The sequence below is a fragment of the Burkholderia sp. L-4 genome (genome assembly GCF_056856535.1).
The window spans coordinates 90,259-114,691 of record NZ_JBXEOX010000001.1 but is presented as its reverse complement, the minus strand read 5'-3'; the positions used below and the strand labels follow the sequence as shown (position 1 = coordinate 114,691).

22 protein-coding genes are annotated in these 24,433 nt (G+C 66.5%); 6 read left to right on the top strand and 16 right to left on the bottom strand.

All coding sequences use genetic code 11. The features are described 5' to 3' along the window. Nucleotides 1-7: 7 nt before the first annotated feature. From AC1VVG_RS00545 to AC1VVG_RS00480, 14 genes are all read right to left on the bottom strand, one after another. Nucleotides 8-901, bottom strand: a complete 894-nt coding sequence (locus tag AC1VVG_RS00545) for a ParB/RepB/Spo0J family partition protein (protein ID WP_482835100.1) — start codon at nucleotides 899-901, stop codon at nucleotides 8-10. A gap of 31 nt (nucleotides 902-932) precedes the next feature. Continuing rightward, nucleotides 933-1,712, bottom strand: a complete 780-nt coding sequence (locus AC1VVG_RS00540; protein WP_059559486.1) for a ParA family protein — start codon at nucleotides 1,710-1,712, stop codon at nucleotides 933-935. Between the two features lie 51 nt (nucleotides 1,713-1,763). Then, nucleotides 1,764-2,450, bottom strand: coding sequence for a 16S rRNA (guanine(527)-N(7))-methyltransferase RsmG (gene rsmG, locus AC1VVG_RS00535; protein WP_034188176.1), 687 nt, complete (start codon nucleotides 2,448-2,450; stop codon nucleotides 1,764-1,766). After that, nucleotides 2,447-4,417: a tRNA uridine-5-carboxymethylaminomethyl(34) synthesis enzyme MnmG gene (mnmG, locus tag AC1VVG_RS00530; RefSeq protein WP_034188177.1), complete on the bottom strand. Its 1,971-nt coding sequence runs from the start codon at nucleotides 4,415-4,417 to the stop codon at nucleotides 2,447-2,449. The genes rsmG and mnmG overlap by 4 nt, the downstream gene beginning before the upstream one ends. 519 nt (nucleotides 4,418-4,936) lie before the next feature. Further along, complete coding sequence (locus AC1VVG_RS00525; protein WP_482835098.1) at nucleotides 4,937-5,692, bottom strand: ABC transporter ATP-binding protein; 756 nt, start codon at nucleotides 5,690-5,692, stop codon at nucleotides 4,937-4,939. Continuing rightward, on the bottom strand, nucleotides 5,692-7,476 hold the full coding sequence (locus AC1VVG_RS00520; RefSeq protein WP_049032698.1) for a branched-chain amino acid ABC transporter ATP-binding protein/permease: 1,785 nt from the start codon (nucleotides 7,474-7,476) through the stop codon (nucleotides 5,692-5,694). The genes AC1VVG_RS00525 and AC1VVG_RS00520 overlap by 1 nt, the downstream gene beginning before the upstream one ends. A 4-nt stretch (nucleotides 7,477-7,480) precedes the next feature. Next, complete coding sequence (locus AC1VVG_RS00515) at nucleotides 7,481-8,536, bottom strand: branched-chain amino acid ABC transporter permease (RefSeq protein ID WP_034188179.1); 1,056 nt, start codon at nucleotides 8,534-8,536, stop codon at nucleotides 7,481-7,483. 200 nt (nucleotides 8,537-8,736) lie between these two features. Continuing rightward, nucleotides 8,737-9,894, bottom strand: coding sequence for an ABC transporter substrate-binding protein (locus AC1VVG_RS00510; protein ID WP_049034863.1), 1,158 nt, complete (start codon nucleotides 9,892-9,894; stop codon nucleotides 8,737-8,739). A gap of 1,069 nt (nucleotides 9,895-10,963) precedes the next feature. Then, nucleotides 10,964-11,941 carry a branched-chain amino acid ABC transporter permease gene (locus tag AC1VVG_RS00505; protein ID WP_034188181.1) on the bottom strand — a complete coding sequence of 326 codons (978 nt, stop codon included), beginning with the start codon at nucleotides 11,939-11,941 and terminating at the stop codon, nucleotides 10,964-10,966. Further along, nucleotides 11,941-12,825, bottom strand: coding sequence for a branched-chain amino acid ABC transporter permease (locus tag AC1VVG_RS00500; RefSeq protein ID WP_034188182.1), 885 nt, complete (start codon nucleotides 12,823-12,825; stop codon nucleotides 11,941-11,943). The genes AC1VVG_RS00505 and AC1VVG_RS00500 overlap by 1 nt, the downstream gene beginning before the upstream one ends. A gap of 128 nt (nucleotides 12,826-12,953) precedes the next feature. After that, nucleotides 12,954-14,153, bottom strand: a complete 1,200-nt coding sequence (locus tag AC1VVG_RS00495) for an ABC transporter substrate-binding protein (RefSeq protein ID WP_034188183.1) — start codon at nucleotides 14,151-14,153, stop codon at nucleotides 12,954-12,956. A gap of 77 nt (nucleotides 14,154-14,230) precedes the next feature. Next, nucleotides 14,231-14,986 (bottom strand): ABC transporter ATP-binding protein, encoded by a 756-nt coding sequence (locus AC1VVG_RS00490; RefSeq protein WP_482835097.1) that lies wholly within the window; start codon nucleotides 14,984-14,986, stop codon nucleotides 14,231-14,233. Then, on the bottom strand, nucleotides 14,983-15,762 hold the full coding sequence (locus AC1VVG_RS00485; protein WP_006477266.1) for an ABC transporter ATP-binding protein: 780 nt from the start codon (nucleotides 15,760-15,762) through the stop codon (nucleotides 14,983-14,985). The genes AC1VVG_RS00490 and AC1VVG_RS00485 overlap by 4 nt, the downstream gene beginning before the upstream one ends. A 438-nt stretch (nucleotides 15,763-16,200) precedes the next feature. Continuing rightward, nucleotides 16,201-17,886, bottom strand: coding sequence for a GMC family oxidoreductase (locus AC1VVG_RS00480; protein ID WP_069705841.1), 1,686 nt, complete (start codon nucleotides 17,884-17,886; stop codon nucleotides 16,201-16,203). A gap of 186 nt (nucleotides 17,887-18,072) precedes the next feature. On the opposite strand from AC1VVG_RS00480, the gene AC1VVG_RS00475 reads away from it, so the two are divergent. Together AC1VVG_RS00475 and AC1VVG_RS00470 are read left to right on the top strand one after the other, a co-directional pair. Then, nucleotides 18,073-18,972, top strand: a complete 900-nt coding sequence (locus AC1VVG_RS00475; protein ID WP_482835096.1) for a LysR family transcriptional regulator — start codon at nucleotides 18,073-18,075, stop codon at nucleotides 18,970-18,972. Nucleotides 18,973-19,126: 154 nt separating this feature from the next. Continuing rightward, nucleotides 19,127-19,660 carry a class IV adenylate cyclase gene (locus tag AC1VVG_RS00470; protein WP_034188187.1) on the top strand — a complete coding sequence of 178 codons (534 nt, stop codon included), beginning with the start codon at nucleotides 19,127-19,129 and terminating at the stop codon, nucleotides 19,658-19,660. Nucleotides 19,661-19,724: 64 nt separating this feature from the next. Here AC1VVG_RS00470 and AC1VVG_RS00465 read toward each other — a convergent pair whose 3' ends face one another. Then, nucleotides 19,725-20,210 (bottom strand): Lrp/AsnC family transcriptional regulator, encoded by a 486-nt coding sequence (locus AC1VVG_RS00465; RefSeq protein ID WP_034188251.1) that lies wholly within the window; start codon nucleotides 20,208-20,210, stop codon nucleotides 19,725-19,727. 106 nt (nucleotides 20,211-20,316) lie between these two features. Here AC1VVG_RS00465 and phhA point away from each other — a divergent pair, with 106 nt between their 5' ends. Together phhA and AC1VVG_RS00455 are read left to right on the top strand one after the other, a co-directional pair. Further along, nucleotides 20,317-21,243: a phenylalanine 4-monooxygenase gene (gene phhA / locus AC1VVG_RS00460; protein WP_083286554.1), complete on the top strand. Its 927-nt coding sequence runs from the start codon at nucleotides 20,317-20,319 to the stop codon at nucleotides 21,241-21,243. Between the two features lie 53 nt (nucleotides 21,244-21,296). Then, complete coding sequence (locus AC1VVG_RS00455; protein WP_260435789.1) at nucleotides 21,297-21,674, top strand: 4a-hydroxytetrahydrobiopterin dehydratase; 378 nt, start codon at nucleotides 21,297-21,299, stop codon at nucleotides 21,672-21,674. A gap of 92 nt (nucleotides 21,675-21,766) precedes the next feature. On the opposite strand, the gene AC1VVG_RS00450 is transcribed toward AC1VVG_RS00455, so the two are convergent. Continuing rightward, nucleotides 21,767-21,997 (bottom strand): DUF3717 domain-containing protein, encoded by a 231-nt coding sequence (locus AC1VVG_RS00450; RefSeq protein WP_006401493.1) that lies wholly within the window; start codon nucleotides 21,995-21,997, stop codon nucleotides 21,767-21,769. A 123-nt stretch (nucleotides 21,998-22,120) separates the two neighbouring features. Between AC1VVG_RS00450 and AC1VVG_RS00445 the strand changes: the two genes are divergently transcribed. Together AC1VVG_RS00445 and AC1VVG_RS00440 are read left to right on the top strand one after the other, a co-directional pair. After that, nucleotides 22,121-22,813, top strand: a complete 693-nt coding sequence (locus tag AC1VVG_RS00445) for a response regulator (protein WP_006401494.1) — start codon at nucleotides 22,121-22,123, stop codon at nucleotides 22,811-22,813. A gap of 120 nt (nucleotides 22,814-22,933) precedes the next feature. After that, nucleotides 22,934-24,418 carry a sensor histidine kinase gene (locus tag AC1VVG_RS00440; RefSeq protein ID WP_482835093.1) on the top strand — a complete coding sequence of 495 codons (1,485 nt, stop codon included), beginning with the start codon at nucleotides 22,934-22,936 and terminating at the stop codon, nucleotides 24,416-24,418. The last annotated feature ends 15 nt before the right edge of the window (nucleotides 24,419-24,433 follow it).

The window sequence follows — 24,433 nt, the reverse complement described above, 5'->3', positions numbered from 1 at the left end:
GCTGTCCTTACTCTTCGGTTGCGACGTTGCCGCGCAGCCGCGCGAGAATGCCCTCGAGCGCATCGAGGTTGCCGAAGTCGATCGTCACCTGCCCGCGCCCGCGGCGGCCGAGCTTGATCTTCACCGTCGACGCGAGCAGGTCGGACAACTCCTCTTCGAGACGGCGCGTATCGCGGCCGCCGTCGTCCTTCGCGCGCGCCTTCACGGCCGGCGCTTCCTTCGTCGTATGTGCGACGAGCTTCTCGGTTTCGCGCACCGACATGCGCTTGTTGACGACCTGATGCGCGAGCGTGATCTGCGTGGCCGCATCGACGGCGAGCAGCGCGCGCGCGTGCCCCATGTCGAGATCGCCGGCCAGCAGCATCGTCTGCACCGGCGACGCGAGGTTCAGCAGGCGCAGCAGGTTCGACACCGCGCTGCGCGAACGGCCGACCGATTCGGCCGCCTGCTCGTGCGTGAAACCGAACTCGTCGAGCAGGCGCTGGATACCGTGCGCTTCTTCAAGCGGGTTCAGGTCCTCGCGCTGGATGTTCTCGATCAGCGCCATCGCGGCGGCAGCCTTATCGGACACGTCCTTTACGAGCACCGGCACTTCATCGAGACCGGCCAGGCGCGCCGCGCGGAACCGCCGCTCGCCTGCAATGATCTCGTATTTGTCTGGTGAAATGGGCCGTACCAGGATCGGCTGCATCACGCCCTGAGCGCGAATGCTGGCCGCGAGCTCCTGCAGGCTGCCCTCGTCCATCCGCGTCCGCGGCTGGTACTTGCCGGCCTGCAGCTTGCCGAGCGCGAGCGTGTTCGGCGCCCCTTCGATCTTCACCGCTTCGGTGATATCGGCGCTGCCGCCGAGCAGCGCTTCGAGGCCACGTCCCAAGCCCTTCTTCTTTGGTACCGCGTTCATGTCTTTCTTCCTCGCTTCGCTCATGTCCGGATCACGACACCTCGAACGCGCGGACGCGTTCGATCATCTCGGCACCGAACTGGAGATACGCCTGCGCACCGCGCGAGCTGCGGTCGAACACGACGCCCGGCAACCCGTAACTCGGCGCTTCCGCCAGGCGCACGTTGCGCGGAATCACCGCGTCGAACACCTTGTCGCCAAAGTGCGCTTTCAGTTGATCGGAGACTTGCTGCTGCAGCGTGATGCGCGGATCGAACATCACACGCAGCAAGCCGATGATCTTCAGGTCGCGGTTCATGTTCGCGTGAACCTGCTTGATCGTGTTGACGAGGTCCGACAACCCTTCCAGCGCGAAGTACTCGCACTGCATCGGGATCACGACGCCATGTGCCGCGCACAACCCGTTCAGCGTCAGCAGCGACAGCGTCGGCGGGCAATCGATCAGCACGAAATCGTAGTCGTCGGCCACGCGTTCGAGCGCTGCTTTCAGCCGGCGCTCGCGGTTGTCGATGCTGATCAGTTCGATCTCGGCACCGGACAGCTCGCGGTTCGCGGGCAGAACGTCGTAGGTGACGCCGTCCGGGCGGATGCGCGCATCGGCGACCGACACGCCATCGACCAGCACTTCGTACACGGTCGCCTCACAGGCGGCCTTGTCGATCCCGCTGCCCATCGTCGCGTTGCCCTGCGGGTCGAGATCGATCAGCAGGACTCGTTGCTCCTGCGCTGCAAGGCTTGCGGCGAGATTGACCGATGTCGTCGTCTTGCCGACGCCCCCCTTCTGGTTCGCAACGCAGAAGATCTTTGCCATCGTTGGTGTGTTCCCTTTACCTTCAAACAAACGGCGCGCTACCGCGCGCCTTCAATTCGCGTCGTCGACGGCCACTTCGAACAGATGCCGCTCGGCATCGAGCATCGGCACCGCCAGCCGGATCGTCTGCTTCACGCGGCTGCCTTCCGGCAAACGCGCAATTTCGTCATCCGGGTGAACGCCCTTCATTGCCCAGATCGATCCACCCGGCGCAACCAGATGTCGAGCAAGTTTAACGAAGTCGGACAGATCCGCGAAAGCGCGGGATACGATCATGTCGAATTTTTCCGGCACTTCGACGCCCGGCTGCAGCGATTCGACCCGCCCGGTGACGACCGACAGGTTCGCGAGCTTCAGTTCCGCGCGCATCTGCGTCTGGAATGCAGACTTCTTCTGCACGATATCGTTCAGCGTGACCTGCCAGTCCGGCTCGACGATCGCGAGCACGATGCCGGGCAACCCGCCGCCCGAACCGACGTCGAGCACACGCGCCGACGCACGGCCGCGCAGATGCGGGACGATCGAAAGCGAATCGAGGATGTGCTGGATCAGCATCTGCTTCGGGTCGCGGATCGCGGTCAGGTTGTAGACCGCGTTCCACTTGCCGAGCAGCGCGACATAGTCGAGCAACTGGTTGCGCTGAGCATCCGTCAGCGTGAGGTCGAGCGCCGCCGTGCCTTCGACGAGCATCTGTTCCAGTACGTCCCGATTAACCGCCGGCGCGCGACGCGCCGTCATTGTTGCGTCGGGACGGCGCCGTCCCCCTGCTCCGTTGCCTCGGCGGCCGTGCCATTCCGGCGGCCCAGCCCGCGACGCTTCAGGTGCACCATCAGCAGCGAGATTGCCGCCGGCGTGACGCCCGAGATGCGCGATGCCTGCCCGATCGTTTCCGGCCGGAACTCGTTGAGCTTCTGGCTCACTTCGAACGACAGCCCGCGCACTTCACGGTAATCGATACCGTCGGGCAAGCGCGTGTTCTCGTTCGCGTCGTTGCGTTCGATCTCGGATGCCTGGCGCTCGATATAGCCCTGATACTTGATACCAATCTCGACCTGCTCCTTGATCTGCTCGAGCAGCACCGGATCGTCGGTCAGCGGCTCCGCGGGACCGCATTCACCGCCCTTCAGCCCGCATACGCCGTCGTAGCTGATGCCCGGACGACGCAGCAGTTCGGCGAGGCTGTATTCGTGATCGATCGCCTTGCCGAGCAGCGCGGTCGCCTCTTCCGGCGGCAGCGTCTTCGGCGTGACCCACGTCGACTTCAGGCGTTCGGTTTCACGTGAAACAGCGTCGCGCTTCCGGCTGAATGCGTCCCAGCGCGCGTCGTCGACGAGCCCCAGCTCGCGGCCGATCTCGGTCAGGCGCATGTCGGCATTGTCTTCACGCAGGCTCAGGCGATACTCGGCACGGCTCGTGAACATCCGGTACGGCTCGGCCACGCCACGCGTCACGAGATCGTCGACCAGCACGCCCAGATAGGCCTGGTCACGGCGCGGGCACCACGCGTCCTTCTCCTGCACATAGCGACCCGCATTGAGGCCGGCCAGCAAGCCCTGCGCGGCCGCCTCTTCATAGCCGGTCGTGCCGTTGATCTGGCCCGCAAAGAACAACCCGTTGATCGCCTTGGTCTCGAGCGACGCCTTCAGCGCGCGCGGGTCGAAGTAGTCGTACTCGATCGCATAACCCGGGCGCAGGATGTGCGCGTTCTCGAGGCCGCGCATCGAATGCACGAGCTCGAGCTGGACATCGAACGGCAGGCTCGTCGAGATCCCGTTCGGGTAGAACTCGTTGGTCGTCAGCCCTTCCGGCTCGAGAAAGATCTGGTGCGATTCCTTCGACGCGAACCGGTGGATCTTGTCCTCGATCGACGGGCAATAACGCGGCCCGACGCCTTCGATCACACCTGTATACATAGGCGAACGGTCGAGGCCGCCGCGAATGATGTCGTGCGTGCGTTCGTTCGTATGCGTGACCCAGCACGGCAGCTGCTGCGGATGCTGCTCCGCGCGGCCCAGGAACGAGAACACGGGAATCGGATCGAGGTCGCCCGGCTGCTCGTCGAGCTTCGAGAAGTCGATCGTCCGGCCGTCGATACGCGGGGGCGTACCGGTCTTCAACCGGCCCTGCGGCAGCTTCAGCTCCTTCAGGCGCGACGACAGCGACACGGCTGCCGGATCGCCGGCGCGGCCGCCCGTGTAGTTGTTCAGGCCGACGTGGATCTTGCCGTCGAGGAACGTGCCGGCCGTCAGCACGACCGCACGCGAGCGGAAGCGGATACCGATCTGCGTGACGGCGCCCACCACGCGATCGCCTTCGACCATCAGGTCGTCGACGGCCTGCTGGAACAGCCACAGGTTCGGCTGGTTCTCGAGCCGGTGGCGGATCGCGGCCTTGTACAGGATGCGGTCGGCCTGCGCACGCGTCGCGCGCACGGCCGGGCCCTTCGACGAATTGAGGATCCGGAACTGAATACCGCTCTCGTCCGTCGCGGCGGCCATTGCGCCACCCAGCGCGTCGACTTCCTTGACCAGATGGCCCTTGCCGATGCCGCCGATCGACGGATTGCAGCTCATCTGCCCGAGCGTTTCGATATTGTGGGTCAGCAGCAGCGTCTTCGCGCCCATACGGGCGGACGCCAGCGCGGCTTCCGTGCCGGCATGACCGCCACCGACGACGATGACGTCAAATTCTGTGGGAAAAAGCATGGTGGATTCCGCACGCCGAGCTGCGCACGAACCTATCAGAGAAATGTATGGGCCGAATTATAGCGGGTTCGCTTTTCACCCGAATGCCGTCCGAATGGTAGGGTCTGTGCATTTCGTCGATTTTTGGGCCGTGGACGGGAGAATCCAAGGTGTCGAGCCTGTTCAGGCAAAGCCCGAGCACGGTTTGCCGTACATCGCTGCACCTGTGCAAAAAACCTGGCTGGCGAGAACGCCGCAAGCGGAATATGACCCGATCGATATCTGTGGCCCGCGCGGCCGCGCGAACACGACATGCTGTGCCCCCTTCTCTTCACAGCATTTCTGCCGGTTGCTCTCACCCTTGTCCACCGAGGTTCCACACATCATCGGCCTGTGGAACGAGCCACCGCCGCACAGGACTCAAGACGATTCCTCCGGCGCTTATCCCCAGACCTCGAGCCAACCAGGCCTCACCGGCAAATAAAAACGGCGTGTTTCACGTGAAACACGCCGTTCGTTTCCCGCCAACCGCTCGGACCATCAAGCCGTCTTCTTCGCCAGCCCCAGGTACGTTTCGATCACGCGCGGATTCTGCGCAAGCTCGGCGGCCGGCCCTTCCAGCGCAACCTCACCGGTCTCCAGCACATAGCCGTAATCCGAGATCTGCAACGCGGCCCGCGCGTTCTGTTCGATCAGCAACGTCGCCACCCCCGTACCGCGCAACGCGCTGATGATATGAAAGATCTCCTTCACGATCAGCGGCGCGAGCCCGAGGCTCGGCTCGTCGAGCATCAACAGGTCGGGCTTGCCCATCAGCGCGCGGCCGACCGCAAGCATCTGCCGCTCGCCGCCCGACAACGTGCCGGCCGCCTGCTTGCGGCGCTCCTTCAGCCGCGGGAACAGCGCGAACACGTGGTCGAGCTGGTCGAGGAAGTTCGATTCGCCAGCCTGCTTGCGGCGATATGCCCCCAGCACAAGGTTGTCCTCGACCGTCATCGTGCTGAACAGCTCGCGCTTTTCCGGTACGAGGCACATCCCGCGCGCGACACGCTGCTCAACCGGCAACGCACCGACGTCGCTGCCGCGGTACACGACCGCGCCCGACGCATGCCCCGTAACCGGCAACGCGCCCATGATCGCGTTCAGCAGCGTCGACTTGCCGGCACCGTTGGGGCCGATCACGCTGACGATCTGCCCCGCACCGACCTTGATCGCCGCACCGTGCAGTGCCTCCACCTTCCCGTACCGGACTGCCAGCCCGCGCACTTCGAGAATCGGCATCGTCGTGTCCGCCATCACTCCACCCCGCCCAGATACGCTTCAAGCACGGCCGGGTCCTGCTGCACATCCTGCGGCAGCCCTTCCGCGATCCGCGTGCCGAACTCCATCACCACCAGCCGGTCGGTGAGATTCATCACGAAATCCATGTCATGTTCCACGAGCAACACGCTCATGCCTTCCGCCTTCAGCCGTCGCAGCAGGTCGGCGAGCTGTTGCTTCTCCTGGTAACGCAGCCCCGCAGCCGGCTCGTCGAGCAGCAGCAGCGTCGGATCGCAGCACAGCGCGCGGGCGATTTCGAGAATCCGCTGCTGGCCGAGCGCGAGGCTGCCCGCTTCGTCGTACATGTGCTTCTCGAGCCCCACGCGGCGGATCTGGCGTGCGGCTTCGGCCAGCAGTTGCGCCTCCTCGTGTGCATTGAGCCGCGCGATGCTGCGCCAGACGCCCGTATGGCCGCGCAGATGCGCACCGATCGCGACGTTCTCGAGCACCGTCATCGCGGGCAGCAGCTTCACGTGCTGGAAGGTACGGCCGATGCCGCGGCGGACGATCTGGCGCGACGTGAGCCCGTCGATGCGCTCGCCACGGAACGTGATCGTGCCGCCCGTCGGCTTCAGCACGCCCGTCACGAGGTTGAACGTGGTCGACTTGCCGGCACCGTTCGGGCCGATCAGCCCGATGATCTGCCCCGCTTTCACGTCGAAGCTGACGTCGTTGACGGCCACGAGCCCGCCGAACTGCTTGCGTGCATTGTCGACGACGAGCAGCGGCTCACCGGCCGCCGGCTTCGCACGCTGCGGCAGCGGATCGGCCTGCTCGGGCACGTGCGCGCTCGGCCCGCGCGGGAACAGCCGGGCAACGAACGGCCACACGCCCTGGCGGGCGTACTGCAGCAGCAGCACCATCAGCACGCCGAACACGATGATCTCGAAGTTGCCTTCCGAGCCAAGCAGCTTCGGCAGCAGCGTCTGCAGGTAGTCCTGCAGCACCGTAAGGATCGCTGCACCGAGCACCGCGCCCCACACGTGCGACACGCCGCCGACCACGGCCATGAACAGGAACTCGATCCCGTGATTCAGCCCGAACGGGGTCGGGTTCACCGCACGCTGCAGATGCGCGTACAGGAAGCCCGACACCGCCGCCAGCACGGCTGCGTAGACGAAGATCACCACGCGCATCCATGCCGTGTTCACGCCCATCGCCTCGGCCATCACGCCGCCGCCGCGCAGTGCGCGGATCGCGCGGCCCGGGCGGCTGTTCAGCAGGTTCTGCACCGACACGATCGCGGCCAGCACGACGGCCCAGATCAGGAAGTACAGGCTGCGGCCGCTTTCGAGCGCGAGGCCGAACAGGTTCAGCGCCGGAATGCCGTTGATCCCGTCGTACTTGCCGAGCAGCTCGAGGTTGCCGAACAGGTAGAACAGCGCGAGGCCCCACGCGATCGTGCCGAGCGGCAGGAAGTGCCCGGACAGCCGCATCGTGACCGCACCCAGCACGAGCGCGACGAGCGCCGTCAGCACGACGCCGACGATCAGCGCGAGCCACGGCGATACGCCGTAGCGCGTCGTCAGGAACGCGGTCGCATACGCGCCGATGCCGACGAACGCGGCCTGCCCGAAGCTCGTCATCCCGCCAACGCCCGTCAGCAGCACGAGCCCGATCGCGACGATCGCATAGAGGCCGATGTAGTTCAGCAGCGTGATCCAGTACTCGGGCACGTGCAGCGCGCCGGGCAGCACCGGCAGCGCGAACAACACCACGAGAAACACCCAGAAGGTCTTGTTGCGTACCATCGTCTTCATCGCGTCACTCCTCTTCCTCTTCCGCATGCGGCGTCACGAAGCTCCGCCACAGCAGCACCGGAATGATCAGCGTGAACACGATCACCTCCTTGTACGCGCTCGCCCAGAACGACGAATACGATTCAAGCACGCCAACCAGCAGCGAGCCGGCGGCCGCGAGCGGATAGCTGACGAGCCCGCCGATGATCGCGCCGACGAAACCCTTCAGGCCGATCAGGAAGCCCGAGTCGTAGTAGATCGTCGTCAGCGGGCCGACGAGGATCCCGGACAGCACGCCGAGCCCCGCCGCAAACGTGAACGCGAGCCGCCCCGCTTCCGTCGTGCCGATGCCGACGAGCCGAGCGCCGAGCCGGTTCACCGACGTCGCACGCAACGCCTTGCCGGCGATCGTGCGGCCGAAGTACACGTAGAGCGCACCGATCAGCACGAGCGCCGTGGCGACGACCAGGATGCTCTGCACCGAGATCGTCATGCTGCCGATCGCCAGCGACGCGTCCGAGAATCCGTTGGTACGCGAGCCTTCCGCGCCGAACATCACGAGCCCGAGGCCGACCATCGCGAAGTGGACGGCGACCGACACGATCAACAGCAGCAGCGTCGTGCCTTCGGCGATCGGCTGGTACACGAGCCGGTAGACGAACGGCCCCATCGGCACGACGATCGCAAGCGTCAGCGCGATCTGCGCGAGCATCGGCATCGGCTGCGCGGCAAAGCTGCGCGTGATCGCGAACACCGCGAGCGGCAGCAGGATGTAGCGGCTGCCGAGCGTCGCGAGCGTGCGGCCGAGCTGATGGCGGCGCTCGCGATGCCGGATCAGGCCGCCGACTTCGAGCAGGAAGCACGCGATGCCCATCACGAACAGCAGCCAGCAGGTGGCGGGAAATTTCTGCGCCTGCAACGCGGCAAGCGTCAGCGCACCGTAGGCGACGAATTCGCCCTGGGGAATGAAGATCACCCGCGTGACGGAAAACACCAGCACGAGCGCCAGGGACAGCAATGCATAAATGGCGCCCGTCGTGATGCCGTCTTGCGCGAGGATCGCCGCAATCGAGAGATCCATACGTTTCGTGTATCGAGAATGCTGCGGAGAAACGAAAGGCGGAAACGCCCCGGGGCATGGGCGACACGGCAGGCGCGTCACGCGCCATGTGTCGGCCCCCGGACGTTCCAGCAGCCCGGGGCGCGGCCCGTCAGGCCCGGCGCCCTGCCGACGGCATGCGCGGCGCCGTTCGCGCCGCGCATGCCGGTTTCACGTGATGCTTACTCGGCCTGCAGCTTCCACTTGCCGTCGACGATCTGCACCATCACGCGCGCACGCGTGTCGAAGCCGTTGTGATCGGTTGCCGTCATGTTGATCACGCCGTGCGACACGGGAAGGTCCTTCACACTTTCGAGCGACGCACGCAGCGCCTCGCGGAACGCCTCGGTGCCCGGCTGGCCCTTCTTCAGCGCCTCCGGAATCGCACGCTGCAGCAACAGCCCCGCATCCCACGCATGGCCGCCGAACGTCGACAGCGAGCCCGCGCCGTAGGCCTTCTCGTACGCGGCCTTGTAACCGAGCGCCGGCTTCTTCACCGGGTTCGAATCAGGCAGTTGGTCGGTCACGAGCACCGGGCCGGCCGGCAGGATCTCGCCTTCGCAATCCTTGCCGCACACGCGCAGGAAGTCGTTGTTCGCGACGCCGTGCGTCTGGTACACCTTGCCCTTGTAGCCACGCTCCTTCAGCGTCTTGGCCGGCAGCGCCGCCGGCGTGCCGGAGCCCGCGATCAGCACCGCATCCGGGTTCGAGCCCAGCAGCTTCAGTACCTGCCCCATCACCGACGCGTCGGTGCGGTTGTAGCGCTCGTTCGATACGACCTTCAGGCCGTTCCTCGCGGCCGCCGCGTTAAACGTGTTGTACCAGCTGTCGCCGTACGCATCGGCGAAGCCGACGAAGCCGACCGTCTTCACGCCGTGCTTCGCCATGTAGCCGGCGATCGCATCGGCCATCAGCTGGTCATTCTGCGGCACCTTGAACATCCACGCGCGCTTCGCGTCCATCGGCGAGATGATCTGCGCGCTCGCGGCGAGCGAGATCGTCGGCGTCTTGCCCTGCGATACCGGGTCGAGCATCGCGAGCGAGTTCGGCGTGACGGACGAGCCGATGATCGCGTCGACGTGGTCCTCGTCGATCAGCTTGCGCACGTTCTGCACCGCACGGCTCGTGTCGGAGGCGTCATCCAGCACGATGTACTGCACGCTCTTGCCCGCGATTTCCTTGGGCAGCAGCGCGATCGTGTTCTTTTCCGGGATCCCGAGCGACGCGGCCGGCCCGGTGGCCGACAGCGTCACGCCGATCTTCACCTGCGCCGACGCCGTTGCCGCCGCGCACACGAGGCCCGCGGCAAGCACGGCCTCCATCCATCGATTCATCTTCATTTACGTTGTCTCCAAGCGCTGCTCGAAAAAGCCACGGGTCGCTCGGGCGGCTCCCGGTCCCCAAAACAAGTTAATAATTTAACTATCTCGCCTGGCCGCGCCTACGCTCGTTTTCCCGTGAAACCCCGCACACCCGCCGCCTGCCGCCTGACACGGCCGTTCGCCCGTCACGATGCGCAGCAGCAGTGTCGTCAGGATGAAGGTGGCGAAGAAATACGGGATCGTGCGAACGATCGATGCATGCGCAACGATGGCGGGAACGCACGCCGCTCCGGCCGGATACGGCCAGGTATGCGCGCGGTGAAACGTCGAAAAAACGGCGGCTCATGAGAATGCGGATACGGATGCGAACGCAACGACCCCCGATGGCGTCGCAGCGCGCGTACAGGCCGCAGAACGGCCCGGGAAGGCCGCGCTGACCGTTGCCACACCCCGCGACGAACGGGCGGCGCCAGCCGCCTTTCCTGCCCCGAACCATCGTCCCGCGCTGCTCATCCAACCGTACTCCCTCTTCTGCATTCTGCTTGTAGGAGAACTGCCGACCGTTTTCCCGACCGCTCGGTCGGCGAAAGCTGAGTGTAACGGACGCGATTCGCGCACGCCAACCGGGTAAGCCCGGACAGCATGTGCGCGACGGCGCGCTGTCTGGAAACGAATGACGGGAACGGGAAAAACGGAGAACGCGGCGAAGCGCGGAAGCGGTGCGCATGCAGGTGCGGGGCACGACTATCGCGCAGGCCGATGCACCATCGGGGGAAATCCGTGCACGCAAATGAAAAAGCGCTGTTGGATTCCGTCCAACAGCGCTTTGGGGTCCGGGCACTTTGTGCCTCGATTGTCTCCTCGTTCTCCACCTGCAAATTCGTTTCGCGGTGCATCAGAACTAGAGTGAATCTTAAAGAGGCTTAAGCACCACGACAACTTAGCATTTACCCCTATGGTGCATTGCCGCACGAAAATGGGGCACCAGCCTGTCGCGCGGCGCCGGCCCGAGCCGGCCGCAATACCCTTTTCGGCGCATGCGGGATGGTGCTGCGCATCAGCGGGCGGCGATGCGTACGGCCTGCGCTCAGGGCGATGCCCGGAGCGGCTTGATCCGCGCAACCATCTCGCCGACGATGCCGCGCCGGAATGCCAGCACGCATGCGATGAAGATCAGCCCGGTGACGATCGTCGCCGACTCGCCGAGCGAATGAAACCACGCGACGCCCGTGGCCGACGCGAGCCATTCTCCGATGTCGCCGAGCCGGTCTTCCAGCGCGACGATCAGCGCGGCGCCGAGAAGCGGCCCGAACAGGGTGCCCATCCCGCCGACGAGCGTCATCAGCACGACCAGGCCCGACATCGTCCAGTGCGCGTCGGACAGCGTCTCGAAGCCGAGCACGAGCACCTTCAGCGAGCCGGCCAGCCCCGCGAGCCCGGCCGACAGGATGAACGCGAGCAGCTTGAAGCGGTCGGTGTCGTAGCCGAGCGAGATGGCGCGCGCTTCGTTTTCCTTGATGGCGACGAGCACCTGGCCGAACGGCGAATGGACGACCCGCACGATGAACGCGCATGCGGCGACGACCACCGCCAGCACGACGTAGTACAGCGCGACGTCGTTCGACAGGTCGAGCAGCCCGAACAGGCGGCCGCGCGGCACGCCCTGCAGGCCGTCCTCGCCGTGCGTGAACGGCGCCTGCAGGTAGATGAAATAGACCATCTGCGCGAACGCGAGCGTGATCATCGCGAAGTAGATGCCCTGCCGGCGGATCGCGAACAGCCCGACGACGAGCCCGAGCAGCGTCGCGGCGACGGTGCCGACCAGCACGCCGAGCTCCGGCGTGAAGCCGAGCGTCTGCATCGAATAGCCGGTCGCGTAGCCGGCCGTCGCGAGGAACATCGCATGGCCGAACGACAGCAGCCCCGTATAGCCGATCAGCAGGTTGAACGCGGCCGCGAACAGCGCGAACGTCAGCACCTTCATCACGAACACCGGATACGCGCCGATGAACGGCGCGGCGAGCAGTGCGGCGAGCAGCACGCCGTAGAGCACTTTTCTCTGCATCATTTTTCCTTGCCGAAGAGGCCCGCCGGGCGGAACAGCAGCACGATCGCCATGATCACGAACACGACGGTGGCCGACGCTTCCGGATAGAACACGCGCGTGAAGCCTTCGATCACGCCGAGCAGCAGGCCCGTGACGATCGAGCCGAGGATCGAGCCCATCCCGCCGATCACGACCACCGCGAACACGGTGATGATCATCGGCTGGCCCATCAGCGGCGACACCTGAATCACCGGCGCGGCCAGCACGCCGGCGAACGCGGCGAGCGCGACGCCGAAGCCGTAGGTGAGCGTGATCATCATCGGCACGTTCACGCCGAACGCCTCGACGAGCTTCGGGTTCTCGGTGCCCGCGCGCAGGTAGGCACCCAGACGCGTCTTCTCGATCACGAACCACGTCGCGAGACACACCGCGAGCGACGCGACGACGACCCACGCGCGATAGTTCGGCAGGAACATGAAGCCGAGGTTGGTCGCGCCCGACAGCTGCGACGGCACGTCGTACGGCTGGCCCGACGATCCGTAGATCGACCGGAACACGCCTTCGACGACCAGCGTGAGGCCGAACGTGAGCAGCAGCCCGTACAGGTGATCGAGCTTGTACAGCCAGCGCAGCATCGAGCGTTCGATCGCGATCCCGAACGCGCCGACCACCAGCGGCGCCAGCACGAGCATCGCCCAGTACGGCAGCCCGAAGTACGACAGGCCCATCCACGCGAGCATCGCGCCCAGCATGAACAGCGCGCCGTGCGCGAAGTTGATCACGTTGAGCAGCCCGAAGATCACCGCGAGCCCGAGGCTCAGGATCGCGTAGAACGAGCCGTTGACGAGCCCGAGCAGCAACTGGCTCAGCATCGCCGGCAACGGAATGCCAAAGATTTCCATCGACTTAGCCGTCAGAATGAGTTTCGTTGCGTGCGCAACCTTCAGGCGCCACGCACGCGGGCGGCGCAGCGGGCACATCGCGGCAGCCGCCACCGAGCGGCGCGCCCGTGCGCGCCGCTACGCCCTGCTTACTTCCACAACGCGCAGCGCGTCTCCTGCTTGGTCCCGAACGCCTGTTCGCCCGGAATCGTCGCGAGCACCTTGTAGTAATCCCACGGCTCCTTCGATTCCGACGGCTTCTTCACTTCCATCAGGTACATGTCGTGGATCATGCTGCCGTCCGTGCGGATGTAGCCCTTCGCGTAGAAGTCGTTGATCTTGATCTTCTTCAGCTCGGCCATCACCTTGTCGGAGTCGGTCGTCCCGGCGGCCTGCACGGCCTTCAGGTAGGTCGTCACCGACGAGTAGTCGGCCGCCTGCAGACTCGACGGCATCTTCTTCATCTTGCCGAAGTAGCGCTGCGCCCACTGGCGCGACGCCGCGTCGCGGTTCCAGTACCAGCTGTCGGTCAGCACGAGGCCCTGCGTCGTCTCGAGGCCGAGGCTGTGCACGTCGTCGATGAACATCAGCAGCGCGGCGAGCTTCATCGTCTTCATGATGCCGAATTCCTTCGCGGCCTTGATCGAGTTGATCGTGTCGCCGCCCGCGTTCGCGAGGCCGAGAATCTGCGCCTTCGACGCCTGCGCCTGCAGCAGGAACGACGAGAAATCCGATGCCGACAGCGGGTGGCGCACCGCGCCGAGCACCTGCCCGCCGTTCGCCTTCACGACGTCCGACGTGTTCTTCTCGAGCGCCTTGCCGAACGCGTAGTCGGCCGTCAGGAAGAACCACGACTTGCCGCCCTGCTTCACCACCGCCGAACCGGTGCCTTTCGCGAGCGCCATCGTGTCGTATGCATAGTGGACCGTGTACGGCGTGCACTGCTCGTTGGTCAGCGTGTCGGCGCCCGCGCCGATGTTGATGTAGACCTTCTTCTTCTCGGCCGCGACCTGGTTCATTGACAGCGCGGTGGCCGAGTTCGTGCCGCCGACCAGCAGGTCGAGCCCGCCGCGGTCCATCCATTCGCGCGCCTTCGATGCGGCAATGTCGGCCTTGTTCTGGTGATCGGCGTAGACGACCTCGATCGGCTTGCCGAGCACCTTGCCGCCGAAATCGGCGACCGCCATGCGGATCGCCTCGAGGCCGCCCTGCCCGTCGATATCCGCGTAAAGCCCCGACATGTCGGTGATGAAGCCGATCTTCACGGTATCCGCCGCGTGTGCGGCGCCGGCGGTGAACGCGGCGGCCGCGAGTGCGAGACAGGCCTGTGCGAGGGTCTTCATTTTCATTGACGTCTCCTGTTGTTCTGATGCGTTGTGGTTGTTCGAGGGCCGCCACGGCTAGCGGCAAGGGCAACGGGGCGGCGTCACACCCCAAGCAGGTCGTGCAGGGTCGGCATCTTGCTTTCCAGTTCGGCCGCCTGGAAATGCTCGACGATGGTGCCGTGCTCCATCACGTAGAAGCGGTCGGCGAGCGGCGCGGCAAAGCGGAAATTCTGTTCGACCATCACGATCGTGTAGCCGCGCGCCTTCAGCGCGACGATCATCCGCGCGAGCGCCTGCACGATCACCGGTGCGAGGCCTTCGGAAATCTCGTCGAGCAGCAGCAGGTTCGCGCCGGTGCGCAGGACCCGCGCGACCGCGAGCATCTGCTGCTCGCCGCCGGACAGCCGCGTGCCCTGGCTCTGCCGGCGCGACGCGAGGTTCGGGAACATCGCGTAGATCTCGTCGAGCGACATCGCGTGCTCGCGCGGCCCGATCAGCGGCGGCAGCATCAGGTTCTCCTCGCACGACAGGCTCGAGAAGATCCCGCGCTCCTCCGGGCAGTAGCCGATGCCGAAATGCGCGATGCGGTGCGTCGCGAGGCCGATCGTCTCGTGGCCCGCGACCTTGATCGACCCGCTGCGGCGGCCCGTGAGGCCCATGATCGCGCGCAGCGTCGTCGTGCGGCCCGCGCCGTTGCGGCCGAGCAGCGTGACGACCTCGCCGCGATGCACGGTCAGGTCGACACCGTGCAATATGTGGGATTCCCCGTACCAGGCCTCCAGGCCCGTGATCTCCAGCGCGGGCGTACCGCTCTCGACGCCGCTCAATTCGCGTTCCTCCCGTTCGCTGTGCTTCATGCGTGCGCCCCCGCGAGCGCCGCGTCGGCGCTGCCCATGTAGGCTTCGATGACGAGCGGATTCTTCGAGACCTCCGCATACGAGCCTTCGGCCAGCACCTCACCGCGTTGCAGGACGGTGATCGTGTCGGAGATGCCCGCGATCACGTTCATGTTGTGTTCCACCATCAGGATCGTGCGGCCGCTCGCGACCTTCTTGATCAGCGCGGTCACGCGATCGACGTCCTCGTGGCCCATCCCCTGCGTGGGCTCGTCGAGCAGCATCAGTTCGGGCTCCATCGCGAGCGTCGTCGCGATCTCGAGCGCGCGCTTGCGGCCGTACGCGAGCTCGACGGTCGGCACGTGCGCGAAATCGGTGAGGCCGACCTGCGTGAGGAGATCCATCGCGCGGTCGTCGAGCCGCTTCAGCGTGCGTTCGCTGCGCCAGAAATGGAATTCGGTGCCGAGCGCGCGCTGCAGGCCGATGCGCACGTTCTGCAGCGCGGTCAGGTGCGGGAACACGGCCGAGATCTGGAACGAACGGATGATGCCGCGCCGCGCGACCTGCGCGGGCCGCTCGTCGGTGATGTCGATGCCGTTGAAGACGATCTGGCCGGCCGTCGGTGTCAGAAACTTGGTGAGAAGGTTGAAGCAGGTGGTCTTGCCCGCGCCGTTGGGCCCGATCAATGCGTGGATCGCACCGCGGCGCACACGCAGGTTGACGCCGTTCACGGCGGTGAAGCCCCTGAATTCCTTCGTCAGTCCGCGTGTTTCCAGAATCGTGTCGCCGAGAATCATGTTCCCTTCCGTACGAAGTCAGGCGAAGCACCGGGATGCCTGGCGCAAGCGGCCGCGAACAGGTCAGCGGATCAGCGGGCTGCCCCCGGGCGCCGTGGTACGCCTCGAGGGTTGGTCTCCCGCGCCGACGCGTATGCACATTGCGCAACATTGTCGCGCCGTTGGTGCAGTGCAATCATCGGGATTTGCACTTATAGGGCTGACCGCCCTGTCGCACGCGGCCGAACGCGATTTTTCGCCATGCTTTTTTGACACGTGCATCATCGCGCGTTGACCTTCCGCCACACCCGGCACGCGCGATGAAACAAGCCGCGCGACTGCGCGGCCTGCATCGAGCATGGATCGTGCCGCTCGCGCGGCCGCGGCGACGGCTTGTTTCGCATAGCGAATCAGCGGCCGCGTGCATGACGGCCCGCTGTCGCGCGCGTCAGCGGGCCGTCACGCAACCGACGCCGCAGCGTCGGTTCGCACCGGCGTCGCCTCGCGCGCCGCGCGGCGATCGGCGCGGATCATGTCGCTCGCGCGCTCGGCGATCATCAGCGTCGGCGAATTGGTGTTGCCCGACGTGATGAACGGCATCACCGACGCGTCGACGATCCGCAGCCCGGCGATGCCGCGTACGCGCAACCGGCTGTCGACCACCGCGCGTTCGTCGTCGGCCCGTCCCATCCGGCAGGTGCCGACCGGATGGAAGATCGTCGTGCCGACGGCGCCGGCCGCCTCGATCAGCTCGGCTTCGCTCCGGTATTGCGTGCCCGGCAGGATTTCCGCGGGACGATAGCGCGCGAGCGCCGGCGCGGACGCGATCCGGCGCGTCAGGCGCAGCGCGTTCGCGGCGACATGGCGATCGTGATCGGTCGACAGATAGTTCGGCGCGATCGCCGGCGCGATGCCCGGATCGGCGCTCGTGACGTGCACGCTGCCACGCGAGGTCGGCCGCAGATGACACACCGACGCCGTGAATGCGTTGAAGCTGTGCAGCGGTTCGCCGAAGCGTTCGAGCGACAACGGCTGCACGTGGTATTCGAGATCGGGGCGCGTGAGCGCGGGATCGTCCGGATCCGATTTCGCGAATGCGCCGAGCTGCGACGGCGCCATCGACATCGGCCCGCGCTGCAGCAACGCATATTCGGCGCCGATCATCAGCTTGCCCCACCAGTGCGCGGACAGCGTGTTGAGCGTGCGCACGCCTTCGACACGAAACGCCATCCGCAACTGCAGATGATCCTGCAGGTTTTCGCCGACGCCCGGCAGATCCTGCACGACGTCGATGCCGAGCGCCTGCAATCGCCGGCCGTCGCCGATTCCCGACAGCTCGAGCAGCTGCGGCGAATTCACCGCGCCGGACGTCAGCAGCACTTCCGCGCGGGCCCGCGCGACGTAGTCGGTGCCGCCGCCGCGATACTCGACGCCGACGGCGCGCCGCCCGTCGAAGATCACGCGCTGCGCCTGCGCGCCGGTGATCACGGTCAGGTTCGGCCGCGCCATCGCGGGCCGCAGGAATGCCTTCGACGTATTCCAGCGCACGCCGCGCTTCTGGTTCACCTCGAAATAGCCGACCCCGGTATTGTCGCCGCGGTTGAAATCGTCGGTCGCGGGAATGCCGGACTGCTGTGCGGCCTGCGCGAACGATTCGAGGATCTCCCAGCGCAGACGCTGCTTCTCGACGCGCCAGTAGCCGCCCGCGCCGTGCGCGTCGCTCGCGCCCGCATGGTGATCCTCGCTGCGCTTGAAGATCGGCAGCACGCTGTCCCACGACCAGCCGGCGTCGCCGGTGGCCTCGGCCCAGCTGTCGTAATCCTCGCGCTGGCCGCGCATGTAGATCATCCCGTTGATCGACGAGCAGCCGCCGAGCACGCGGCCGCGCGGATACGACAGCGCGCGCCCGTTGAGCGCCGCCTCGGGTTGCGTCTTGTACAGCCAGTCGGTGCGCGGGTTGCCGATGCAGTACAGATAGCCGACCGGAATATGGATCCAGTGATAGTCGTCCTTGCCGCCGGCTTCCAGCAGCAGGACGCGGATGTCGGGATCCTCGGTCAGGCGGTTCGCGAGCACGCAGCCCGCGGTGCCCGCGCCGACGATCACGTAATCGAATTCGCCTTCGAGCGTACGTGGAGTACTCACGGCGTGTCCCCTTCTTCCTTGTTGTGCGCCGCGCGGCGCGATGCCGCGCGCATTTTCAGCATAGTGCGTCGCGGGCCATGCAGGCGGCCGCGCACACCATGACCCGAGCAAGCGTACTCCCGCGGCCTGCAGCCGATCCAATGAGTTATGCTGAACTGCGTTATAAGTCACGCTCATATCACGACGATGGATCTCACCCTGCTCCGCGCGTTCGCGACGGTCGCGCGCGAAGGCAACCTGACGCGCGCCGCCGCGCAGCTGCACGTGACGCAGCCGGCCGTCAGCCTGCAGATCAAGCATCTGCAGGAGACGCTCGGCGTCACGCTGTTCACGCGCACGTCGCGCGGGCTCGCGCTCACGCGCGACGGCCAGACACTGCTGCCGCATGCGGAACGCGCGCTCGCCGCAGCCGCCGACGTGCAGCGCGCCGCTGCCGCGCTGCGGCACGAAGTGCGCGGCCGGCTGCGGATCGGCACGATCCTCGATCCGGGTTTCCTGCGGCTCGGCGGCTTCCTGCGCGCGCTGGTCGAGACCCATCCGCAGATCGAGACGGCGCTGCGGCACGGGATGTCGGGCTGGGTGATCGAACAGGTGCGCACGCGGGCGCTCGATGTCGGCTACTACATCGGCCGGCCGGGCGAGGACGATTCGCTCGACGGCGCACTGTTCCACACCGTCACGCTCACGCATTTCCAGTACCGCGTGCTCGCGCCAGCCGGCTGGAAGGAACGCGTGCAGCGCGCGCACGACTGGCGTGCGCTCGCCGCGCTGCCGTGGATCTGGACGCCGCCGGCGTCCGCGCACCACCGGCTGCTGTCGCGGCGCTTCGCCAACGCCGGCGCGCAGCCGGTGAAGGTCGCCGAGGTCGACCAGGAGCAGTCGATGCTCGACCTCGTCAAATCGGGGATCGGACTGACGCTCGCGCGCGACTCGACCGCGCTGGCCGAAGCGCACGCCCACGCGCTGACGATCGTCGAACGCGTGACGGTGCCGACCGAGCTGACGTTCGTGACGCTCGCCGAGCGGCGCGACGAACCGGCGATCGCGGCCGCGCTGCGGCTGATCGAGGCCCAGTGGGCGGGCTGATCGAGGCCCAGTGGGCGATATGAGCCGTGCTGATGAAGGTGGCGTGACGGCCCGCACGCGTCATCCCGCCACACCGGCGGTCACGCCATCGTCTTCGCGTTTTTGCTAGATTGTGCGTTCGCACACCGCGAGACCCCGATTGAAGGAGACCCGCATGGCCCGCAACATCGAGATCAAAGCCCGCGCCCGCGAATTCGACCGGCTGCGCGAACAGGCTGCCAAGCTCGCGACCGAAGCGCCGCTGTTCTACCGCCAGCAGGATTTCTTCTACGACGTGCCGCGCGGCCGGCTCAAGCTGCGCCGTTTCGAGGACGGCACGCCGGCCGAACTGATCTTCTACCAGCGCGACGACCGCGACGGCCCGAAGGCGTCGTACTACACGCGCAGCCCGGTGACGAACCCCGACGCGATGCACGCGCTGCTCGCGACCGCGCTGACCACCCGCGGGATCGTGACGAAGGAACGGCACGTGTACCTTGCGGGTCGCACGCGCATCCATCTCGACCGCGTCGACGGCCTCGGCGATTTCATCGAACTGGAAGTCGTGCTCGGCCCGGACGACGACGAGGCCGGCGGCGAAGCCGAAGCGCACGACGTGTTCGCGAAGCTCGGCGTGGCGCAGGACGATCTCGTCGCGGTCGCGTACGTCGACCTGCTGAACGCCGATACGCAGCACGAAACCGCCTGATCCGGCCCTTCGGCGGCCGCGCAGCGCGGGCCGCCTTCAGCCCTGCCGCCGCCCCGTCATTGCGTCATGCGGCGCCGGGCGCCAGGTGCGCGAGCGGCAGCGCGCCGTTGCGCTTGAAGGTCGTCAGCACGATGTTCGAGCGCACGCTGTCGACGCCCGGCACGCGCATCAGCTTCTTCATCACGAACTGCGACAGCGCGTTCAGGTCGGGCGCGACGATCCGCAGCAGGTAGTCGGCATCGCCCACCACCGCGTGGCATTCGAGCACTTCGGGCAGCACGTCGATCTGCTGCTGGAACTGCTCGATGATCGAATCGCCGTGGTGCTTGAGCTTCAGGCTCGTGAACGCGGTGACGCCGAGCCCGAGCCTTTCCGGGCGGAGCATCACGCGATAGCCTTCGATCACGCCGGCCGCCTCGAGCCGCTGCAGCCGCCGGCCGATCTGCGACGGCGACAGCGGCACCTCCTCGCCGAGCTGCTGATGCGTCGCGCGACCGAAGCGCTGCAGCACGTCCAGCAGCGCGAGATCGAAGTGATCGAGTTCCAGCATGAGCATTCTCCGCATTAATTCATGATTTGATGCACGATTATCGCATCAACCATCATATCAGCGCCAACGATGCGCCCTTTCCGCGCGCGGCCCGCTCTACACTTGCATGGTTACCCACCCCAGCGTGCAGAGCCTGATCATGTCCACCGTCGTCACCGCGAAACTGCAGGAGCAGTTCGACGCGGGCCTCGAAACCCGCGCCGATTTCACCATCGACCAGCCGCTGCGGCGCTACGGCCAGGTCGACCACGCGGTGTGGAAGCAGCTCTATGCGCGCCAGTCGGCGCTGCTGCGCGGGCGCGCGTGCGACGCGTTCGTCGCCGGGCTCGGCAAGATCGACCTGCCGGCCGACCGCGTGCCGTCGTTCGCCGACGTGAACCGCCAGCTGAAGCCCGCGACCGGCTGGGAGATCGTCGCGGTGCCGGGCCTCGTGCCCGACCGCGTGTTCTTCGAGCATCTCGCGAACCGCCGTTTCCCGGTCACCTGGTGGATGCGCCGGCCCGACCAGCTCGACTACCTGCAGGAACCCGACTGCTTCCACGACCTGTTCGGCCACGTGCCGCTGCTGATCGACCCGGTGTTCGCCGACTACATGCAGGCGTACGGCCGCACCGCGCTCGCGGTCGCCGACGACGAGGCCGCGCTGGCGCGGCTCGCACGGCTCTACTGGTATACGGTGGAATTCGGGCTGATCCGCGATCCGCGCGGCCCGAACGGGCTGTCGATCTACGGCGCCGGGATCGTGTCGAGCAAGGGCGAAAGCCTGTACAGCCTCGAAAGCGCGGCGCCGAACCGGCTCGGTTTCGACCTCGAGCGCGTGATGCGCACGAAGTACCGGATCGACACGTTCCAGAAGACCTACTTCGTGATCGACGATTTCGCGCAGCTGTTCGCGCTCGCCGGCGTCGACGGCCGTGCGCTGGCCGACCGGCTCGCGGCGCTGCCCGAATTCGCGGCCGGCGCGGTGCTCGATAGCGATCGCGTGCTGCACCGCGGCACGGGCGAAGGCTGGCCCGACGACGCCGACGCGTGACACGCCGGGGCGCCGAGGCCGGTGCCCGTCACCCTTCCCGCAACTATGAAACAATGAACGGCGCCGGCCGTGCCGCGCGGCGCAGCCGCGCGCGGGCGCCGTTACCGAACGAGAGGTGCAAGATGATCCACAAGCTCACATCAGAAGAACGCAAGACCCGGCTCGCAGGCCTGCCGCTCTGGACGGCCGTGCCGGGCCGCGACGCCATCCAGCGCAGCCTGCGCTTCGCCGATTTCAACGAAGCGTTCGGCTTCATGACGCGCGTCGCGATCAAGGCGCAGGAAATGAACCACCATCCGGAATGGTTCAACGTGTACAACCGCGTCGACGTCACGCTGTCGACCCACGACGCCGACGGCCTGACCGAACGCGACATCGAACTCGCGCTGTTCATCGACCGCGCCGGCGCGCACGCGCAACCGTCCGCCTGACGCTTTCCTCTACCGCCGCGCGTCTTTTGGTGCGCGGCGCGTCAACTTTTCATTTCGATGAACGTTTTCTAGGATGTACTCAGCGAAAGCCTTCAGCTTTCCAAGCCATCCTTAAGGCGCACGTAAGTCTCATACGCTTTCCGTGCCTTGGGGTCCAAACCTTCCAGTTGCAACGCGCTTTCGCGCTGTACAATCAGCAGCGCATACGGCTTGGAGAGCGCGCTGGCCTCTTCGCAGAGTTTGAGTTCGTCGCCGCTCGACGGCGAGCGGGCGCGCCAGAAATTGATCGCGGCTTCTAGGTCGTGGATCGAAATATCGGACATGATTGGATTTAATCGTTCGCTGGCCGCCATGCTTGATTGTCAGGTAAGGCGGCGCCCCTGTGGAAACGGCGTCGTGCTGTCCGCGTGCCTGAACCGCCAACCCATTGTACTTGAGCGAACTTCATGCGACTCCTTCTGATCGAAGACGACCGCCCCATCGCACGCGGCATCCAGAGCAGCCTCGAGCAGGCTGGCTTCACCGTCGACATGGTGCATGACGGCATCTTTGCCGAACAGGCGCTGGCACAGAACCGCCACGAACTCGTGATCCTCGACCTCGGCCTGCCGGGCATCGACGGGATGACGCTGCTCACGCGTTTCCGCCAGACCAACCGCCACACGCCCGTGATCGTGCTGACCGCACGCGACGAGCTGAACGACCGGATCCAGGGCCTGAACTCCGGTGCCGACGATTACATGCTCAAGCCGTTCGAGCCGGCCGAGCTCGAGGCGCGCATCCGCGCGGTGATGCGCCGCAGCGGCCCGCACAGCGACATGCCGCGGCCGGAAGTGTCGCTCGGCGGCGTCCGCCTGTCGGGCGTCGACCGCCGCATCTTCAACGACGACAAGCCGCTCGAGCTGTCGCCGCGCGAATTCGCGGTGCTCGAGATGCTGCTGCTGCGTCACGGCCGCGTCGTCAGCAAGGCCCAGCTGCAAGATCACCTCACGCACTTCGGCGGCGATCTCGGCGACACCGCGATCGAAGTCTACGTGCACCGGGTGCGCAAGAAACTCGAGCAGTGCCGTGTCGAAATCGTCACGGTGCGCGGCTTCGGCTACCTGCTGCAGGAAATCCGCCAGACGGCGAGCGTCTGAGCGGCGCCGCATGCCGGTCGGCCAGGTGCCGCCGGCGTGTGCGCCCCCCGCTCCGTTGCGCCGCCCGGCGTACGACCGCGCCGCTCCCCGTGAGCGGCGCTTATCCATTTGCCCGTCGAAATGTCTCCTGATCCGGCTGTGACCACCAGCCTGCGCCGTTCGCTGCTCCGGCGCCTCGCCGCCCCGCTGTCGATGCTCGCGCTGATGAGCGGCCTGATCGCCTACTGGCTCGCGTGGCAGTACACGCAGCATGTGATCGACCGCTCGCTCGCCGATCTCGCCACCGCCATCTCCAAACAGATCCAGATCGCCGGCCCCGACGCGCCGTTCACGGTGCCGCCGCTCGCGCAGGCGATGTTCTCCGATCCCGCCGAAGCGCTGATCTACCGGATCAGCGACGGCGAGCAGGAACTCGCCGGCGATCCGAAACTGCCGCTGCAGGGCATCAACGTGCGCCGCATGCACCACGCGTACGTGTTCGAGGCGGAGTACGACAACCGCGCGGTGCGCGTCGCGCAGGTGCGTGTCGACAACGTCGAGGGCGGCAAGCCGATGGTCGTCGAAGTCGCGCAGCCGGTGCGGCACCGCTACCGGATCGCGGCCGAATTCCTCGTCGCGATCATGATGCCCCTGTTGCTGCTGCTGCTCGCGGGCTGGGGCATCGTGTGGCGCGTCGTGAACCAGCAGCTGGGCCCGCTCACGCATCTCGCCGATTCGCTGAACCGGCAGACCCACACGTCGCTGGAACCGGTCGACGAAACCGAGGTGCCGCTGGAGATCCGGCCGCTGACGAGCGCGATGAACGCGCTGCTCGGCCGCCTGAAGACCGCGCTGGACGCGCAGCGCAAGTTCATCGCCGACGCCGCGCACCAGTTGCGCACGCCGCTCACGGCCGTGAAGCTGCATGCGGAACAGGCCGCCGTCGCGCGCGATCCGCACCAGACCTATGCGGCGGTACGCGAACTGCGTGCGGCCGCCGACCGTGCGGTGCGGCTGTCCAACCAGTTGCTGTCGCTTGCCCGCGCGGAACCGGGTGAGCAGGCCGCACGCTTCGTCGATGTCGACCTCGCGGCGATGGCGTTCGAGACGGGTGCCGAATGGGTGCCGCGTGCCCTCGCGTCGCACGTCGATCTCGGTTTCCAGCGCGCCGACGGCGCGGACGACGACGAGAAGCTGACCGTGCGCGGCAACCCCGTGCTGCTGCGCGAGGTGATCGCGAACCTGCTCGACAATGCGCTGAAATACGTGCCGCTTGCCCGGCCGGACGGTGCGCGGATCACGGTGAAGGTCGCGCGCAGCGCGCTCGAGGACGGCCAGCCGGCCGCCGAGATCGTCGTGGAAGACAACGGCCCCGGCGTACCCGCGAACCAGCAGGCCGACCTGTTCAAGCGCTTCTTCCGCGGCGACGCGCAAAGCGGTAACGGCGTCGAGACGGGTGCCGGGCTCGGGCTCGCGATCGTGCACGACATCATCGCGATGCATGGCGGCACCGTGTCGTACGAGGATGCGCCCGACGGCGGTTCGCGCTTCGTGGTGAGGGTGCCGCTCGCCGCGCATCCGGAGAAGCCGGCCAGCGAAACGCCGGCGGCGGCCTCGACGCACTGAGCGATTCGCGGCGAG

Bases quoted from the DNA above. Each gene is read 5' to 3' on its own strand.
- AC1VVG_RS00475 (WP_482835096.1), top strand. From the start codon at position 18,073: ATGGATCTCACCCTGCTCCGCGCGTTCGCGACGGTCGCGCGCGAAGGC.
- AC1VVG_RS00450 (WP_006401493.1), bottom strand. From the start codon at position 21,997: ATGTCCGATATTTCGATCCACGACCTAGAAGCCGCGATCAATTTCTGG.
- AC1VVG_RS00440 (WP_482835093.1), top strand. From the start codon at position 22,934: ATGTCTCCTGATCCGGCTGTGACCACCAGCCTGCGCCGTTCGCTGCTC.
- rsmG (WP_034188176.1), bottom strand. From the start codon at position 2,450: ATGACGGCGCGTCGCGCGCCGGCGGTTAATCGGGACGTACTGGAACAG.
- phhA (WP_083286554.1), top strand. From the start codon at position 20,317: ATGGTTACCCACCCCAGCGTGCAGAGCCTGATCATGTCCACCGTCGTC.
- AC1VVG_RS00540 (WP_059559486.1), bottom strand. From the start codon at position 1,712: ATGGCAAAGATCTTCTGCGTTGCGAACCAGAAGGGGGGCGTCGGCAAG.
- AC1VVG_RS00525 (WP_482835098.1), bottom strand. From the start codon at position 5,692: ATGGCGGACACGACGATGCCGATTCTCGAAGTGCGCGGGCTGGCAGTC.
- AC1VVG_RS00505 (WP_034188181.1), bottom strand. From the start codon at position 11,941: ATGCAGAGAAAAGTGCTCTACGGCGTGCTGCTCGCCGCACTGCTCGCC.
- AC1VVG_RS00510 (WP_049034863.1), bottom strand. From the start codon at position 9,894: ATGAAGATGAATCGATGGATGGAGGCCGTGCTTGCCGCGGGCCTCGTG.
- AC1VVG_RS00490 (WP_482835097.1), bottom strand. From the start codon at position 14,986: ATGAAGCACAGCGAACGGGAGGAACGCGAATTGAGCGGCGTCGAGAGC.
- AC1VVG_RS00455 (WP_260435789.1), top strand. From the start codon at position 21,297: ATGAACGGCGCCGGCCGTGCCGCGCGGCGCAGCCGCGCGCGGGCGCCG.
- mnmG (WP_034188177.1), bottom strand. From the start codon at position 4,417: ATGCTTTTTCCCACAGAATTTGACGTCATCGTCGTCGGTGGCGGTCAT.
- AC1VVG_RS00520 (WP_049032698.1), bottom strand. From the start codon at position 7,476: ATGAAGACGATGGTACGCAACAAGACCTTCTGGGTGTTTCTCGTGGTG.
- AC1VVG_RS00465 (WP_034188251.1), bottom strand. From the start codon at position 20,210: ATGCTGGAACTCGATCACTTCGATCTCGCGCTGCTGGACGTGCTGCAG.
- AC1VVG_RS00445 (WP_006401494.1), top strand. From the start codon at position 22,121: ATGCGACTCCTTCTGATCGAAGACGACCGCCCCATCGCACGCGGCATC.
- AC1VVG_RS00470 (WP_034188187.1), top strand. From the start codon at position 19,127: ATGGCCCGCAACATCGAGATCAAAGCCCGCGCCCGCGAATTCGACCGG.
- AC1VVG_RS00500 (WP_034188182.1), bottom strand. From the start codon at position 12,825: ATGGAAATCTTTGGCATTCCGTTGCCGGCGATGCTGAGCCAGTTGCTG.
- AC1VVG_RS00545 (WP_482835100.1), bottom strand. From the start codon at position 901: ATGAACGCGGTACCAAAGAAGAAGGGCTTGGGACGTGGCCTCGAAGCG.
- AC1VVG_RS00515 (WP_034188179.1), bottom strand. From the start codon at position 8,536: ATGGATCTCTCGATTGCGGCGATCCTCGCGCAAGACGGCATCACGACG.
- AC1VVG_RS00485 (WP_006477266.1), bottom strand. From the start codon at position 15,762: ATGATTCTCGGCGACACGATTCTGGAAACACGCGGACTGACGAAGGAA.
- AC1VVG_RS00495 (WP_034188183.1), bottom strand. From the start codon at position 14,153: ATGAAAATGAAGACCCTCGCACAGGCCTGTCTCGCACTCGCGGCCGCC.